A 14,298-nucleotide genomic window follows, 5' to 3' on the forward strand; every position below is an offset into this window, starting at 1 on the left:
GTGTTGGCTGTGCTTGTTCACCCCAGTCACATAGTGAATCTATGCTCCTGGGTATTCACAAGCTTGCCGCCTTGCTGCAACTCGAATTATTTAGGGTATGGCATTACGTTAGCCGGGAAGCACGATAAAATGCGTGCTTCCTGGCCCAAACTTAAAGAGTGATTTATGGCTGCAACCAAGCCTGCTTTGAACCCACCGGGTAAAAAAGGTGACATGATATTCAGCGCGCTGGTAAAACTGGCTGCGCTGATTGTGCTATTGATGTTGGGTGGCATTATTGTCTCTCTGGTTATCTCCTCCTGGCCAAGCATTCAGAAATTTGGCTTCTCCTTTCTGTGGACTAAAGAATGGGATGCGCCAAACGATATCTACGGTGCATTAGTACCGATTTACGGTACGCTGGTCACCTCGCTTATCGCACTGCTGATCGCCGTTCCGGTGAGTTTTGGCATTGCCTTATTCCTGACTGAACTTGCTCCTGGCTGGCTGCGTCGCCCGCTGGGTATCGCTATTGAATTGCTGGCGGCAATTCCGAGTATCGTGTACGGCATGTGGGGCCTGTTTATCTTTGCCCCGCTGTTTGCGACTTACTTCCAGGAGCCGGTCGGGAACATCCTTTCCAACATTCCGTTTGTTGGCGCGCTGTTTGCGGGTCCGGCATTTGGTATCGGTATTCTGGCCGCTGGCGTGATCCTCGCCATCATGATCATCCCGTACATTGCGGCGGTTATGCGCGATGTGTTCGAACAAACGCCGGTGCTGATGAAAGAGTCAGCCTACGGCATCGGTTGTACTACCTGGGAAGTTATCTGGCGCATCGTCCTGCCGTTCACCAAAAACGGTGTGATCGGCGGCGTGATGCTCGGTCTGGGCCGCGCGCTGGGTGAAACCATGGCGGTGACGTTCATCATCGGTAACACTTACCAGCTCGATAGTGCCTCGCTGTACATGCCGGGCAACAGTATTACTTCTGCGCTGGCGAATGAATTTGCCGAAGCGGAATCAGGACTGCACGTTGCCGCGTTGATGGAACTGGGCCTGATTCTGTTTGTGATTACCTTCATCGTGCTGGCGGCGTCTAAGTTCATGATCATGCGCCTTGCGAAGAACGAGGGGGCACGCTAATGGCTACGCTTGAAATGCAAAACACCGCTGCGCTTGCGGAATCCCGCCGTAAAATGCAGGCGCGTCGTCGTCTGAAGAACCGCATCGCGCTGACGCTCTCTATGGCGACCATGGCATTCGGTCTGTTCTGGCTTATCTGGATCCTGATGTCCACGATCACCCGCGGTATTGACGGTATGTCACTGGCGCTGTTCACCGAAATGACACCTCCGCCGAATACGGCTGGTGGTGGTCTGGCGAATGCCCTGGCCGGTAGCGGACTGTTAATTCTGTGGGCGACCGTGTTTGGTACACCGCTTGGTATTATGGCGGGCATCTACCTGGCAGAGTACGGACGTAAGTCCTGGCTGGCTGAGGTGATCCGCTTTATCAACGACATCCTGCTTTCTGCGCCATCAATCGTGGTCGGTCTGTTCGTTTACACCATCGTGGTAGCAAAAATGGAGCACTTCTCCGGCTGGGCGGGCGTTATCGCGCTGGCGCTGCTGCAGGTGCCCATTGTTATTCGTACCACGGAGAACATGCTCAAGCTGGTACCGGATAGCCTGCGTGAAGCCGCCTATGCGCTGGGTACGCCGAAATGGAAGATGATTTCTGCGATCACCCTGAAGGCCTCTGTCTCAGGCATCATTACAGGCGTTTTACTGGCTATTGCACGTATCGCAGGTGAAACGGCTCCGCTGCTGTTTACGTCGCTCTCCAATCAGTTCTGGAGCACCGACATGATGCAGCCTATCGCCAACCTGCCGGTCACTATCTTTAAGTTTGCGATGAGCCCGTTTGCTGAGTGGCAGCAACTGGCCTGGGCCGGGGTACTGATTATTACCCTGTGCGTACTGCTGCTGAACATTCTGGCGCGCGTCATTTTCGCGAAGAAGAAACACGGTTAAGACGAAGTGCCGGATGGCGGCGTAAACGCCTTATCCGGCCTACGATTGAAGACATTTGTAGGCCTGAAAGCTGCGCGCCATCAGGCATGATGAGGAAAAGATAGAAATGAGTATGGTTGATACTGCCCCGGGTAAGATTCAGGTTCGTGATTTGAACTTCTACTATGGCAAGTTCCATGCCCTGAAGAACATCAACCTGGATATTGCCAAAAACCAGGTAACGGCGTTTATCGGGCCGTCAGGCTGTGGTAAATCGACGTTGCTGCGTACGTTCAATAAAATGTTTGAACTGTACCCGGAACAGCGTGCGGAAGGCGAAATCCTGCTGGATGGCGACAATATTCTCACCAACACTCAGGATATCGCTCTGCTGCGTGCCAAAGTGGGCATGGTATTCCAGAAGCCGACGCCGTTCCCGATGTCCATCTACGACAACATCGCTTTTGGCGTGCGTCTGTTTGAGAAACTCTCTCGTGCGGATATGGACGAGCGTGTGCAGTGGGCATTGACCAAGGCCGCGCTGTGGAACGAAACCAAAGATAAATTACACCAGAGCGGGTACTCTCTCTCCGGTGGTCAGCAGCAGCGTCTGTGTATTGCGCGTGGGATCGCCATTCGCCCGGAAGTGCTTCTGCTTGATGAGCCGTGTTCAGCGCTCGACCCTATTTCTACCGGGCGTATCGAAGAGCTGATCACTGAGCTGAAAGAGGATTACACCGTCGTTATCGTTACCCACAACATGCAGCAGGCTGCGCGTTGTTCCGATCACACGGCATTTATGTACCTGGGCGAGTTGATTGAGTTCAGTAACACGGACGATCTGTTCACCAAGCCCGCGAAGAAACAAACTGAAGACTACATCACCGGTCGTTACGGCTGATTCAGGAGCTTGTTGTGGATAATCTTAACCTTAATAAACATATTTCCGGCCAGTTCAATGCAGAGCTGGAAAGCATCCGTACCCAGGTGATGACCATGGGCGGCATGGTCGAGCAGCAGCTTTCTGATGCGATTACCGCCATGCACAATCAGGACAGTGAGCTGGCGAAGCGCGTCATTGAGGGCGATAAGAACGTCAATATGATGGAAGTGGCGATCGACGAGGCCTGCGTGCGTATCATTGCCAAGCGTCAGCCGACCGCCAGTGACTTGCGTCTGGTGATGGCGATTATCAAAACGATCGCTGAGCTGGAACGTATTGGCGACGTTGCGGATAAAATTTGCCGCACCGCGCTGGAGAAATTTTCTCAACAGCATCAGCCGCTGCTGGTAAGCCTGGAATCACTGGGTCGCCACACCGTACAAATGCTGCATGACGTGCTGGATGCGTTTGCGCGTATGGATCTTGACGAAGCGGTACGTATTTATCGCGAAGATAAGAAAGTCGACCAGGAGTATGAAGGTATCGTGCGTCAGCTGATGACCTACATGATGGAAGACCCGCGTACCATTCCAAGCGTGCTGACCGCGCTGTTCTGCGCGCGCTCCATCGAGCGTATCGGTGACCGTTGCCAGAATATCTGCGAATACATCTTCTACTTCGTGAAGGGACAAGACTTCCGTCACGTGGGTGGTGATGAGCTGGATAAGCTGCTGGCGGGCAAAGATCCGAAAGAGTGATATTTGTGGCGGGTGGCGCTAACGCTTACCCGCTCTACGAGACATGCAGGCCGGATCAGCGTTAGCGCCATCCGGCCTTTCAGTTATCGCGTAATATTCCAACCCCGCGCCTTCCACAACGCTGGCAACTGCGCCAGATCGGTAAACGTCGTCACTTTTGGATGATCGATTGGTTTGTTATGCGGATCGGCGCAGAAGTAAAACACTTCCATCCCTGCAGCAATCCCCGCCTGCGCGCCTGCGCTGGAGTCATCAACCAGAATGCAGTTCTCAACGTTAACGTCCATCGCTTTCGCCGCATGGAACATCAGGGCCGGATCGGGTTTCCAGCGTTGAATATCGTAGCCGCTGAACAGCAAATCAGGGAAATGGTGCAACATACCCAGCTTACCCAGCGAGTGCTGCATTTTGCTGACCGGACCGTTAGATACCACGCACATAGGGACGGTCATGCTGTCCAGCAGCGCATTGGCTCCGGCAATCACCTCCAGTTCCGTATCGAACAGACGTGCGACCTCTGCGCGGTAAACAGGTTCTAATTCGGCTTTTGCCAGTTCGACACCGTGCTCTTCGTTGATAATGTCGATGATCTCGTACAGCTTTACCCCCTTGAAGCGTTTAAAAGTTTCTTCAAGATCGAGCGTAATGCCGAACGCCTGGAACATGCTGACATACGCGCGAGAACAAATCACTTCACTGTCGACAAGTGTACCGTCACAGTCAAAAAATACGGCTTCTATCTGGGACATGTCATTTCCGTTTTAACAAGTTTAACGTTTTCGTAATGCATTATTGGGCGACGCAATCGTTGCCGTATAAGCAAAATCAATGAAAAAAGTTGCTCATAACCCAACCCTATTGTCGCATTTTGGTATAGGATAGCGACGAATTTTCCCTCCTTGTTCGGAAATTGATAATGAGTCAACAACACACAACCCAGGCTTCTGGCCAGGGGATGCTGGAACGCGTGTTCAAACTGCGCGAACATGGCACGACGGCACGGACCGAAGTGATCGCCGGTTTAACCACCTTCCTGACGATGGTGTATATCGTTTTTGTTAACCCGCAAATTCTTGGCGTGGCTGGCATGGATACCAGCGCCGTCTTTGTGACCACCTGCCTGATTGCTGCATTTGGTAGCATCCTGATGGGCCTGTTTGCCAACCTGCCGGTCGCACTTGCGCCTGCTATGGGTCTGAATGCGTTCTTCGCCTTCGTGGTCGTTGGCGCGATGGGCCTGTCATGGCAGATCGGTATGGGCGCAATCTTCTGGGGCGCGGTAGGTCTGCTGCTACTGACGATTTTCCGCGTACGTTACTGGATGATTGCCAACATCCCGGTTAGTTTGCGCGTGGGGATCACCAGCGGTATTGGTCTGTTCATCGGCATGATGGGGCTGAAAAACGCTGGTGTTATCGTCGCCAACCAAGACACCCTGGTGTCTATTGGCAACCTGACGTCCCACAGCGTACTGCTCGGTATTCTGGGCTTCTTTATCATCGCGATTCTGGCTTCACGTAACATCCATGCGGCGGTACTGATCTCTATCATTGTGACCACGCTGCTGGGTTGGATGCTGGGCGATGTCCATTACAACGGGATCGTCTCCGCGCCGCCGAGCGTAATGTCCGTTATCGGGCATGTTGATCTGGCTGGTTCGTTTAACATTGGTCTTGCGGGCGTAATTTTCTCGTTCATGCTGGTCAACCTGTTCGACTCCTCCGGTACGCTGATTGGCGTCACGGATAAAGCCGGTCTGGCGGATGCGAAGGGTAAGTTTCCGCGCATGAAGCAGGCGCTGTATGTGGATAGCGTGTCATCGGTTGCTGGTGCGTTTATCGGTACTTCTTCCGTTACCGCGTATATCGAGTCTTCTTCCGGGGTTTCTGTCGGTGGACGCACTGGCCTGACCGCGGTAGTTGTCGGCCTGCTATTCCTGTTGGTTATCTTCCTGTCGCCGCTGGCGGGAATGGTACCGGGATATGCGGCCGCTGGTGCGCTGATTTACGTTGGCGTCCTGATGACATCAAGCCTGTCACGCGTGAAGTGGGATGACCTGACTGAAGCCGTTCCGGCGTTTATTACCGCCGTGATGATGCCGTTTAGCTTCTCGATTACCGAAGGTATCGCGCTGGGCTTTATTTCCTACTGTGTGATGAAAATCGGTACCGGACGTTTCCGCGATCTCAGCCCGTGCGTCATCGTTGTCGCACTGCTGTTTGTGTTGAAGATTGTGTTTATCGACGCGCATTAATTGCCGCTGAGACGGTGCTGCGCGAGGCGTGTAGACCTGATAAGCGCAGCGCCATCAGGCAAATTTGATAACCGGATACGGCCCGCCAGGCATTGCAGCCAGCGGGCTTTTTCTTTTAGGCTTTCACACGCTGGATGTAGTCGCCAAATGCGGTCAGCTGGCCGGTTAGATGGTCCAGCGTACTTTGGTCGATCACTTCACCTGTCTGCGGGTCCACTTTGTTCTGAATCACGCCGCCCATAAATTCCGGCTTGTTCATTACCATGGCGTCGAGGAACACCAGGATCTGACGCAGATGATACTGGCAGCGCGCGCCGCCAATGGCGCCCATGGAGCTGGTCTGGATCAGCACCGGCTTACCCGATAATGGCTGATCCGGCAGGCGGGACAGCCAGTCGATGGCGTTCTTCAGTCCGCCAGGCACGGAATAGTTATATTCCGGTGTCACGATGACGACACCGTCAGCCTTCCTGATTTGCTCTGCCAGCGCTTCTACGCTTGCCGGAAAACCTTCTTCCTGCTGGAGGTCGGCATCGTACAGTGGGATATCACCAATTGATGGCAACGCGTTGACTTCCATTCCTGCTGGAGCAATCTTGGGCAGCGTACGGGCAACCATTCCATTAAACGAACCTTTGCGCAGACTTCCCAGTAACGTAACAACATTCAATGTTTCTGACATGGTGACTCCTGTTTCATCATAAAGGTTAAATCAAAGCGTATGGCTCTTCGCTGCGCATAATTGAGAGAACCGGATCAGACGACCCGTAGGCTCATTGGCGCGGGTCTGGATATCAGGCAAACTTTTCCAGTCCTGTTTACCATCAAACTCCCAAACCTTGAGTTTTTCAATGGTTGGCGTAACCGCAACCGACCACACCAGAACATCTTCCGCATCGCAAATGGCTTCAACCTGCGCAACATGGGCACATTTCAGACGTCCTGCGCCGGGTAAAAGCTGGAGTTCGTGCGGATCATCATTGCTTACATCGCCGGTGAGTTTGAGTACGCTCTGGCGCAACGTAATGAGCTGCGCGCGTGCTTCGTTGGGGTCGTTTTGGTTATTGATCCACAGATTTTCGTTGCTGGAGAAGCGCCATGTTTCCGTTGAATGCGGATGGTGAAAGCTGCGGGTAGCTCGCTGCAGTTCCATATCCAGCCCGCACGTTCCTTCAGTTGTTAGCGCAACGCCAACGATATTCCCGGCATAAGAAATCGAAAATCCCGGCAGGTTCTTATCGCGAAAAATGGGCTTACCTTTGGCCTGAGTAACAATCTCGGGCAGCGTACTGGTGCCGTAAAGCATAAACATCAGTTCAGCGAGTAAACTTCGGGAAGCCAGGAAACGTGTTCGGCGATGAGCGGGGAGATCTCTTGCTTCGATATGACATGGAGAAGGGAGGCGAGCTGAAACCAGGTGTCCCTCCGTAAGAATCCCTCTGGCAAAATGTGTCGCCATTTTTCGCTCCGTGATTAATGGTCCGTGATAATTACCAGAGTAACATTTACGCGGCATCCAGGCAGGCTTTGCTGCCCAAAAAGTAAGCTGAAATAGAATACATTACGCGATATTTACATTTCTGTTGCCAGAATAGTCGATTTAGCAACAAAGTGGCGGTGCAACGTCAGGACATATCGCGATAAAGCGCCTTGATGGTGTCTTTCAACCAGACGATCTTAGGATTATGACTGTTACGTTTGTGCCAAAGAAGGGTGAACGGTACGCGCATTTTTTCCAGCTGCGCGGCATCAAAAGGCATAGGACGCGCCACGAGCGGAAGCTGGTGGAGTTGGTTATAACGCTGGCAATAAACCGGAGCTGTGGCTATTAGCGCGTGATCCGGCTGGGCGGCCATAAACAGCGACTGCTCAAAACCGGGCAGACATAACGCAATATTGCGCGCGCGCCCCATCTCTTGCAGGACTTCATCCAGCGCCCAGGTATCGCTTTGCTCCCAGCTAATGCTGATGTGCGGATAGCGCAGAAATGTGTCCAGATTCCACTCTTCCTGCAATGCCGGATGATCTTCACGTAGCCAGACACAGGGGAGATCGGAAAACAGCACTTCATGGTCGATCGACAACGGCAGCAAACTCAACAGTTCACGCGAACGCGGATGGCTTTCCCGGCCAGTAAAGCCGATATCCACTTCGCCGCGAATAATTGCATCCAGCGAATCATAGTCCCAGTTGCGTATTTTGATCGTCGCCTGGGGATAACGCTGATAGATCTGTCGGGAGAGCGCGTTAAACATGATCATCACCAGCGGCGTTTCGGCCACCAGATCAAACTTCAGCCCGCGCGGCGCTTCATGGTGTGGCTTATCCAGCAACTGGTTGCTCATCTGCATCCACTCTGCCAGATTCTGTTCCATGCTGACCATCAGCGGTGTGGGCGTTAGCCCCAGCGGGGTGTTTACAAACAGTGGATCGTCAAACCAGGCCCGCAGTTTCGACAGCGACTTGCTGACTGCCGACGGCGTGACGTTCATCCGTTTGGCTGTTTTGGTAACACTGCGTTCCTGCATCAACAGCTGCAGGCAGAGCAATAAATTAAGATCGAGACTGCTGAGGGATTTCTTCATGAGTTGGCGTGGACCGGTTAGGGGCAACAGTGATAATCAGCATGATACTCACTATGCTACAGCCAATCAGAATCCCGATCAGCATATTCAGCGCATCAAGACCGAGCACCGCCGCCAGCCATATCCACAGCGAGGAACCGCAAACCTGCGCAATACCTAACGCCGAGCTGGCAACGCCCGCACGCAGCGAGAAAGGTCCCAGCGCCTGGCTCATCGCGACACCGAAGCCGACCGAGAACCCGGCACAGATTAAGGTCAGCCCAAACAGCGTCACCATGTGCGTACTGGCAAGGGTTAACACCACACCAGCAGACAGAAACAGCACTTGTGAGGTCAGCATCAGAACACGAGGTTTAAACACGCTTAGGGCGAATGGCGTAGAGAACGAGACCGCCATACTGATGCCTGCGGTCATGGCCATCGTGGTGGCGTACTCTCCACGGTCAAAGCCCATCACTTCCATCAACAGCACCGGCGAAGTATTCACGAAGGTCAGGATCACCGACACGCTGAGAGTGGTGATGGCCAGACGGCTTAAGAAAAAACGGTTCACCAGCGATTCAGATAGGTGGTTCTTCTCTGCAGATGCCGGGAGCGTCGCTGGGCGCGATTCTCGCAGGATAAACACTGACAGCAGGCAAACGGCCACCCCCATACCGATCATCGTGTAGAACAGGCTCTGCCACGGATATTTGAGCATAATCAGATGCCCCATCACCGGCGCCAGTACCGGCACGATACAGGTGATACCGTTCAACAGCGACAGTACCTTCGCCCGGCGGCGATCATCGAGCGTATCGCGCAGGATGGCGAAAGCCACCACATAGCAGCAGCCTGCGCCTACGCCCTGAATAAAGCGGCCTGTGAGAAACGGCGTACCGCTTTCGGCGAATGAACACAGCGCAGAGGCGAAAATAAAGATGAGGGCGCCGACAATAGCGACGGGTTTGCGTCCTGACTGGTCGGCAATTTTCCCGGCAAACAGCATCGCCGTCGCCATTCCCGCCAGATAAACCGAAAACGCGATATGCAGTTGCGCCTCGCTGGCCTGTAAATCGGCAGCAATACGGGGCAGCCCCACCAGATACATATCAATACCCGCGGGATAGAGTAACACCAGGGCGAAACTGCAGATTAGAAAGCGTGTCATAGCGACCTCATGAGGAATGTGGCGCTAAGCATACGGGCAGAGAGTCAACTGCACGAGTTGCCATTTGGACAACAGTGATTTCCATATGGGAAATTACTTGTAGCCGGATAGCCGCTTTGCTTTATCCGACTTACGGGTACTGTAGGCCCGGTAGGCATCGCACCACCGGGCAACACAACGTTACTTGCCAATACAGAAGCTGGAGAAAATCCTTCCCAGCAGATCGTCGGAGGTAAATTCCCCGGTGATCTCACTGAGGTTCTGCTGCGCCAGACGTAGTTCCTCTGCCAGCAATTCTCCGGCCCATGCTCCGAGCAGTTGGGCTTTACCCTGCTCGAGATGCTCCGCCGCTTCTGCCAGAGCCTGCAGGTGACGACGGCGCGCCAGGAAGCCGCCTTCCATATTGGTTTCAAAGCCCATGCTCTGTTTGAGATGGTTACGCAGCACGTCAACGCCTTCACCGGTACGCGCGGATAGGCGAACCAGTGAGTGGCCATTTACTTCGCTAAGGCCCAGCGTCTCACCGGTAATATCCGCTTTGTTACGCACCACGGTAATCGGCAGTTTGGCTGGCAGGCGGGCAATAAAGTCTGGCCAGATGTCAGCCGGGTCCACGGCGTCGGTGGTGGTGCCATCAACCATAAACAGAACGCGGTCGGCCTGTTCAATTTCCTGCCACGCGCGTTCGATACCAATGCGTTCAACTTCATCGCTGGCATCGCGCAGACCGGCAGTGTCAATGATGTGCAGCGGCATACCGTCGATATGAATATGCTCACGCAGTACGTCGCGAGTCGTACCCGCAATGTCGGTCACAATGGCCGCCTCACGACCTGCCAGCGCGTTCAGTAGGCTTGATTTCCCGGCATTTGGGCGACCGGCAATGACTACCTTCATCCCTTCGCGCAGCAGGCTGCCCTGACGCGCTTCGGCACGAACGGCATCGAGATCGCTGATAACGTTGTTGAGCTGCGCTTCAATCTTGCCATCAGACAGGAAGTCGATTTCCTCATCCGGAAAGTCGATCGCCGCTTCCACGTAGATGCGCAGGTGAGTGAGCGCTTCCACAAGATGATTTACCCGTGCAGAAAATGCGCCCTGCAACGAGTTCAGCGCCGAGCGAGCGGCTTGCTCTGAGCTGGCATCGATCAGGTCGGCAATTGCCTCTGCCTGGGCCAGATCAAGCTTATCATTGAGAAACGCACGCTCGGAGAATTCACCCGGTCTGGCAATGCGCAGCCCGGGAATGATCAGAATACGTTTAAGCAGCAGATCGAGAATCACCGGACCGCCGTGGCCCTGAAGCTCTAAAACATCTTCACCGGTAAAGGAGTTCGGACCGGGGAACCACAGGGCAATTCCTTGATCCAGCGTGCTGCCATCCGCGTCTTTAAACGGCAGATAGTCGGCATAGCGCGGTTTTGGTAGTTTCCCCAGTACGGTTTCTGCAACCTCGCGCGCCTTCAGGCCGGAGATGCGCAGGATACCCACGCCACCACGTCCCGGTGGGGTGGCCTGAGCGACGATGGTGTCGTTATGGTTCATGATAGCTCTCTTGTAAATGTAAAAAAGGCGGTCTAATGACCGCCTTCTCTGGCATTAACTTTACCGTGAATACTCGAAATAATTCAAGTGCAGGAAGGCGGCAAGCAAATTCAGCCAACGCCCCTGCGACTAGTATCAGGAGTTTTTCTTCTCGCGGCTATGCAGGCCACGTTTCTCCAGACCACGGTAAATCAGCTGCTGCTGAATAATGGTTACCAGGTTGCTGACGATATAGTACAGCACCAGACCTGACGGGAACCACAGGAAGAACACGGTGAAGATGACCGGCATAAAGGTCATGATCTTCTGCTGCATCGGGTCGGTCACGGTGGTCGGAGACATCTTCTGAATGAAGAACATCGTCACGCCCATCAGGATCGGCAGGATGTAGTACGGGTCCTGTGCAGACAGGTCATGGATCCACAGAGCGAACGGCGCATGACGCAGTTCAATGGAGCCCATCAGCATGTAGTACAACGCCAGGAAGATTGGCATCTGGATGATCAGCGGGAAGCAGCCGCCCAGCGGGTTAACCTTCTCAGCTTTGTACAGGGCCATCATTTCCTGGCTCTGACGCTGTTTGTCATCGCCCAGACGCTCACGCATAGCCTGAATCTTCGGCTGCAGCATACGCATCTTCGCCATGGAGGTGTACTGCGCTTTGGTCAGCGGGTACATGATGCCACGAACGATAAAGGTGATAACGATGATGGAGAAGCCCCAGTTACCCAGGAAGCTATGGATCCACTTCAGCAGTTTGAACAGCGGCTGAGAGATGAACCACAACCAGCCGTAATCCACGGTCAGATCCAGGTGCGGTGCAACTGCCGCCATTTTATCCTGAATTTCCGGGCCGACCCACAGGGTGCTGGTCATCGCGCCAGTCTGGCCAGGCTGAACCAGTACCGGCTGTGATTTATAGCCGATAGCGGCAATGCCGTTACCCAGGTTAGCGGTATAGAAGTTGTTGGTGCCGTCGTTACGCGGAACCCATGCCGTTGCGAAATACTGTTGCAGCATTGCGACCCAGCCGTCTTTAGCATTGACGTTCAGGTTTTCGTTTTCAGCAATGGTGTCGAATTTGTATTTCTCATACTTCTCATCCGGCGTGGAGTACGCCGCGCCACGGAAGGTGTGCAGCGCAAAGTTGCTGCTACCAGTGTCGCGATGAGATGGCAGATTGATGGATTGCTTCAGCTGACCAAAGGTGGAGACTTCCAGCGGTTTTTCGCCGGCGTTCTGCACGCTGTAGTTAACGTTGACAGCATATTCACCGCGCTTGAGTACAAACGTTTTAGTGAATGTGTTACCCGCTGCGTCAGTATAGGTCATCGGGATCTGCAGTTCGTTCTGACCGTCAGCCAGTACAAACGCGTCTTTTTCGACGTTGTACAGCGGACGCGGGCCGTTAGCCGGGTTATCCGGGCCGTCACGACCTGTCAGGCCACTCTGTGCCTGGTAGATGAACTGTGGCGTGGTTTCCAGTAACTGGAACGGTTCGGTAGAACCGAGTTCTTTCGGGTAAGCTGGCAGTGAAGCCTGTTCCACATCACCACCACGGGTGTTGATGGTCAGATCAAGCACGTCAGTTTTAACCGTAATCAGTTTCCCCTGGCCACTGGCCGGTACGCCCTGGTCTGCGGCGCTACCCGCTGCGGTGGTCGTTGTCTGCGTGGTCTGTTGGGCCTGAGGTTGCGGGTTTTTATCCTGCTCCCAGGCTTGCCAGATCATGAAAGACACGAACAGCAAAGCGATGACTAAAAGATTGCGTTGCGAATCCATCGTTAGTGTTCTCTGGTATCAAATGGTCCGGGCGGGACGGGATCGTCACCACCAGGGTGTAAAGGGTGGCATTTTAATACGCGTTTCACCGTCAACCAACTGCCTTTTATCACTCCAAACCTGCGCAATGCCTCAATTCCGTAGCTCGAACAGGTTGGAGTGAAACGGCAATGCGGCCCAAGCAGCGGACTGATCAGGCGTTGATAGACCCGAATAAGGGCTATCAGGACCCGCGAGCCAGGCGACAATGGCGACGCCATAATTTTTCCAACGCTTCCGAGAGAGCACGGTTATCGAGGTCAGCAACCCCTTTTTTCGCCACCACCACGAAATCCATTGCTGGAAGTTCGTGCTGACGTAAACGAAAGCTTTCACGTGTCAGACGTTTAATCCGATTGCGTTCATGCGCGCGTTTAACGTTTTTCTTGGCGACGGTAAGACCGATACGGGGATGCCCCAGCGAATTCAGGCGGCCGAGGATGGTGATTTGCGGCGTGCCAGCCCGTTGTGGCTGCTGGAAGACGAATGTGAAATGAGTGGGAGTTAACAAACGTAACTCCCTGGGAAATGCGAGCTTAACCACTCAGGGGCTAGCTTTTATTACTTAGAAACGGTCAGACGAGAACGGCCTTTAGCACGACGACGTGCCAGAACCTGACGACCATTTTTATTAGCCATACGAGCACGGAAGCCGTGAGAACGGTTGCGCTTCAGTACAGACGGTTGAAAAGTGCGTTTCATGGCGATTTCTACCTAAACTTGAATAAATTCACTGACTTTTGCGTATACCCGAACGAATTTCGAACGACTTACGCCACAGTGTGGGTGATTAAAGAGGCCGGATTGTAATAATTGTACACTCCGGAGTCAATTCTCTTTCCTTATTTCCCGCTTTTTTCCGCATGGTTTCGCGTATAAAACAGGCAGCGTTGACGCCGTAAGGCGACCGTTACTCGCTGGGGGTAAGAATTATACGGGCTGGCGGATAAAGCGCAAGGATCGCTCGGGATCTTTATTAGATCGTTTAAGCAGTAAAGCATCTTTACTCATTAATTTTTTCAATATGCGCGCTAAAACCTGCAGCACTTCTCCAGGATCGTTTACACTTAGCCGATTCTGGATCATCCTGTGGATAAATCGGGAAGAATCTGTGAGAAACAGAAGATCTCTTTCTCAGTTTACGCTATGATCCGCGGTCCTGATCGTTTCAATGGATCCTGATCGGGTAAAAATTGCAGATAGCAATTCGCACGTCACCCTTTGCATAGGGTCTTGTCGATGTGCGTCAACAATCATGAATGTTTCAGCCTTTGTCATTTATCGACTTTTGTTCGAGTGGAGTCCGCC

15 protein-coding genes are annotated in these 14,298 nt (G+C 53.4%); 5 read left to right on the plus strand and 10 right to left on the minus strand.

Going from position 1 to position 14,298, the window contains the following annotated elements; genetic code table 11:
* The first annotated feature begins 165 nt into the window (after positions 1 to 165).
* From pstC to phoU, 4 genes are all read left to right on the plus strand, one after another.
* Positions 166 to 1,125: a phosphate ABC transporter permease PstC gene (gene pstC / locus HV352_RS23500; protein WP_016155078.1), complete on the plus strand. Its 960-nt coding sequence runs from the start codon at positions 166 to 168 to the stop codon at positions 1,123 to 1,125.
* Positions 1,125 to 2,015, plus strand: coding sequence for a phosphate ABC transporter permease PstA (pstA, locus tag HV352_RS23505; protein ID WP_016155077.1), 891 nt, complete (start codon positions 1,125 to 1,127; stop codon positions 2,013 to 2,015). The genes pstC and pstA overlap by 1 nt, the downstream gene beginning before the upstream one ends.
* 106 nt (positions 2,016 to 2,121) lie before the next feature.
* On the plus strand, positions 2,122 to 2,895 hold the full coding sequence (pstB, locus tag HV352_RS23510; RefSeq protein ID WP_003023821.1) for a phosphate ABC transporter ATP-binding protein PstB: 774 nt from the start codon (positions 2,122 to 2,124) through the stop codon (positions 2,893 to 2,895).
* A 14-nt stretch (positions 2,896 to 2,909) separates the two neighbouring features.
* Positions 2,910 to 3,635 (plus strand): phosphate signaling complex protein PhoU, encoded by a 726-nt coding sequence (gene phoU / locus HV352_RS23515; protein WP_003023824.1) that lies wholly within the window; start codon positions 2,910 to 2,912, stop codon positions 3,633 to 3,635.
* An 83-nt stretch (positions 3,636 to 3,718) separates the two neighbouring features.
* Here phoU and yieH read toward each other — a convergent pair whose 3' ends face one another.
* Entirely contained in the window at positions 3,719 to 4,384 is a 666-nt protein-coding gene (yieH, locus tag HV352_RS23520) for a 6-phosphogluconate phosphatase (RefSeq protein WP_047358455.1), read from the minus strand.
* Between the two features lie 167 nt (positions 4,385 to 4,551).
* On the opposite strand from yieH, the gene adeP reads away from it, so the two are divergent.
* Complete coding sequence (gene adeP, locus HV352_RS23525) at positions 4,552 to 5,889, plus strand: adenine permease AdeP (protein ID WP_016155075.1); 1,338 nt, start codon at positions 4,552 to 4,554, stop codon at positions 5,887 to 5,889.
* Positions 5,890 to 6,004: 115 nt separating this feature from the next.
* Here adeP and HV352_RS23530 read toward each other — a convergent pair whose 3' ends face one another.
* From HV352_RS23530 to rpmH, 9 genes are all read right to left on the minus strand, one after another.
* The gene (locus HV352_RS23530) at positions 6,005 to 6,571 is read right to left on the minus strand and encodes an NADPH-dependent FMN reductase (protein ID WP_003827046.1); all 567 of its coding nucleotides are present in this window, start codon (positions 6,569 to 6,571) and stop codon (positions 6,005 to 6,007) included.
* A 30-nt stretch (positions 6,572 to 6,601) separates the two neighbouring features.
* Positions 6,602 to 7,348 (minus strand): 4'-phosphopantetheinyl transferase superfamily protein, encoded by a 747-nt coding sequence (locus tag HV352_RS23535; RefSeq protein WP_016155074.1) that lies wholly within the window; start codon positions 7,346 to 7,348, stop codon positions 6,602 to 6,604.
* Between the two features lie 166 nt (positions 7,349 to 7,514).
* Positions 7,515 to 8,474, minus strand: coding sequence for an HTH-type transcriptional regulator YidZ (gene yidZ, locus HV352_RS23540; protein WP_016155073.1), 960 nt, complete (start codon positions 8,472 to 8,474; stop codon positions 7,515 to 7,517).
* Positions 8,443 to 9,624: an MFS transporter gene (locus tag HV352_RS23545; RefSeq protein WP_019078000.1), complete on the minus strand. Its 1,182-nt coding sequence runs from the start codon at positions 9,622 to 9,624 to the stop codon at positions 8,443 to 8,445. Before HV352_RS23545 ends, yidZ begins: the two co-directional genes overlap by 32 nt.
* 180 nt (positions 9,625 to 9,804) lie before the next feature.
* A complete protein-coding gene (gene mnmE, locus HV352_RS23550; protein WP_016157817.1) occupies positions 9,805 to 11,169 on the minus strand; it encodes a tRNA uridine-5-carboxymethylaminomethyl(34) synthesis GTPase MnmE in 1,365 nt (454 codons plus the stop codon).
* A gap of 135 nt (positions 11,170 to 11,304) precedes the next feature.
* Positions 11,305 to 12,951 (minus strand): membrane protein insertase YidC, encoded by a 1,647-nt coding sequence (gene yidC / locus HV352_RS23555; RefSeq protein ID WP_003023844.1) that lies wholly within the window; start codon positions 12,949 to 12,951, stop codon positions 11,305 to 11,307.
* 2 nt (positions 12,952 to 12,953) lie between these two features.
* Positions 12,954 to 13,211 carry a membrane protein insertion efficiency factor YidD gene (gene yidD, locus HV352_RS23560; RefSeq protein ID WP_003023846.1) on the minus strand — a complete coding sequence of 86 codons (258 nt, stop codon included), beginning with the start codon at positions 13,209 to 13,211 and terminating at the stop codon, positions 12,954 to 12,956.
* A complete protein-coding gene (rnpA, locus tag HV352_RS23565) occupies positions 13,175 to 13,534 on the minus strand; it encodes a ribonuclease P protein component (RefSeq protein ID WP_003844432.1) in 360 nt (119 codons plus the stop codon). The genes yidD and rnpA overlap by 37 nt, the downstream gene beginning before the upstream one ends.
* A 17-nt stretch (positions 13,535 to 13,551) precedes the next feature.
* Entirely contained in the window at positions 13,552 to 13,692 is a 141-nt protein-coding gene (gene rpmH / locus HV352_RS23570; RefSeq protein ID WP_003023858.1) for a 50S ribosomal protein L34, read from the minus strand.
* Positions 13,693 to 14,298 lie beyond the last annotated feature (606 nt).

The organism is Citrobacter sp. RHBSTW-01044, assembly GCF_013781945.1.
GTDB classification, from domain to species: domain Bacteria; phylum Pseudomonadota; class Gammaproteobacteria; order Enterobacterales; family Enterobacteriaceae; genus Citrobacter; species Citrobacter braakii.

Excerpts from the sequence above, each read along its gene's own strand:
- pstC (WP_016155078.1), top strand. The coding sequence starts at position 166 with ATGGCTGCAACCAAGCCTGCTTTGAACCCACCGGGTAAAAAAGGTGAC.
- pstA (WP_016155077.1), top strand. The coding sequence starts at position 1,125 with ATGGCTACGCTTGAAATGCAAAACACCGCTGCGCTTGCGGAATCCCGC.
- pstB (WP_003023821.1), top strand. The coding sequence starts at position 2,122 with ATGAGTATGGTTGATACTGCCCCGGGTAAGATTCAGGTTCGTGATTTG.
- yieH (WP_047358455.1), bottom strand. The coding sequence starts at position 4,384 with ATGTCCCAGATAGAAGCCGTATTTTTTGACTGTGACGGTACACTTGTC.
- adeP (WP_016155075.1), top strand. The coding sequence starts at position 4,552 with ATGAGTCAACAACACACAACCCAGGCTTCTGGCCAGGGGATGCTGGAA.
- HV352_RS23530 (WP_003827046.1), bottom strand. The coding sequence starts at position 6,571 with ATGTCAGAAACATTGAATGTTGTTACGTTACTGGGAAGTCTGCGCAAA.
- HV352_RS23535 (WP_016155074.1), bottom strand. The coding sequence starts at position 7,348 with ATGGCGACACATTTTGCCAGAGGGATTCTTACGGAGGGACACCTGGTT.
- yidZ (WP_016155073.1), bottom strand. The coding sequence starts at position 8,474 with ATGAAGAAATCCCTCAGCAGTCTCGATCTTAATTTATTGCTCTGCCTG.
- HV352_RS23545 (WP_019078000.1), bottom strand. The coding sequence starts at position 9,624 with ATGACACGCTTTCTAATCTGCAGTTTCGCCCTGGTGTTACTCTATCCC.
- mnmE (WP_016157817.1), bottom strand. The coding sequence starts at position 11,169 with ATGAACCATAACGACACCATCGTCGCTCAGGCCACCCCACCGGGACGT.
- yidC (WP_003023844.1), bottom strand. The coding sequence starts at position 12,951 with ATGGATTCGCAACGCAATCTTTTAGTCATCGCTTTGCTGTTCGTGTCT.
- yidD (WP_003023846.1), bottom strand. The coding sequence starts at position 13,211 with ATGGCGTCGCCATTGTCGCCTGGCTCGCGGGTCCTGATAGCCCTTATT.
- rpmH (WP_003023858.1), bottom strand. The coding sequence starts at position 13,692 with ATGAAACGCACTTTTCAACCGTCTGTACTGAAGCGCAACCGTTCTCAC.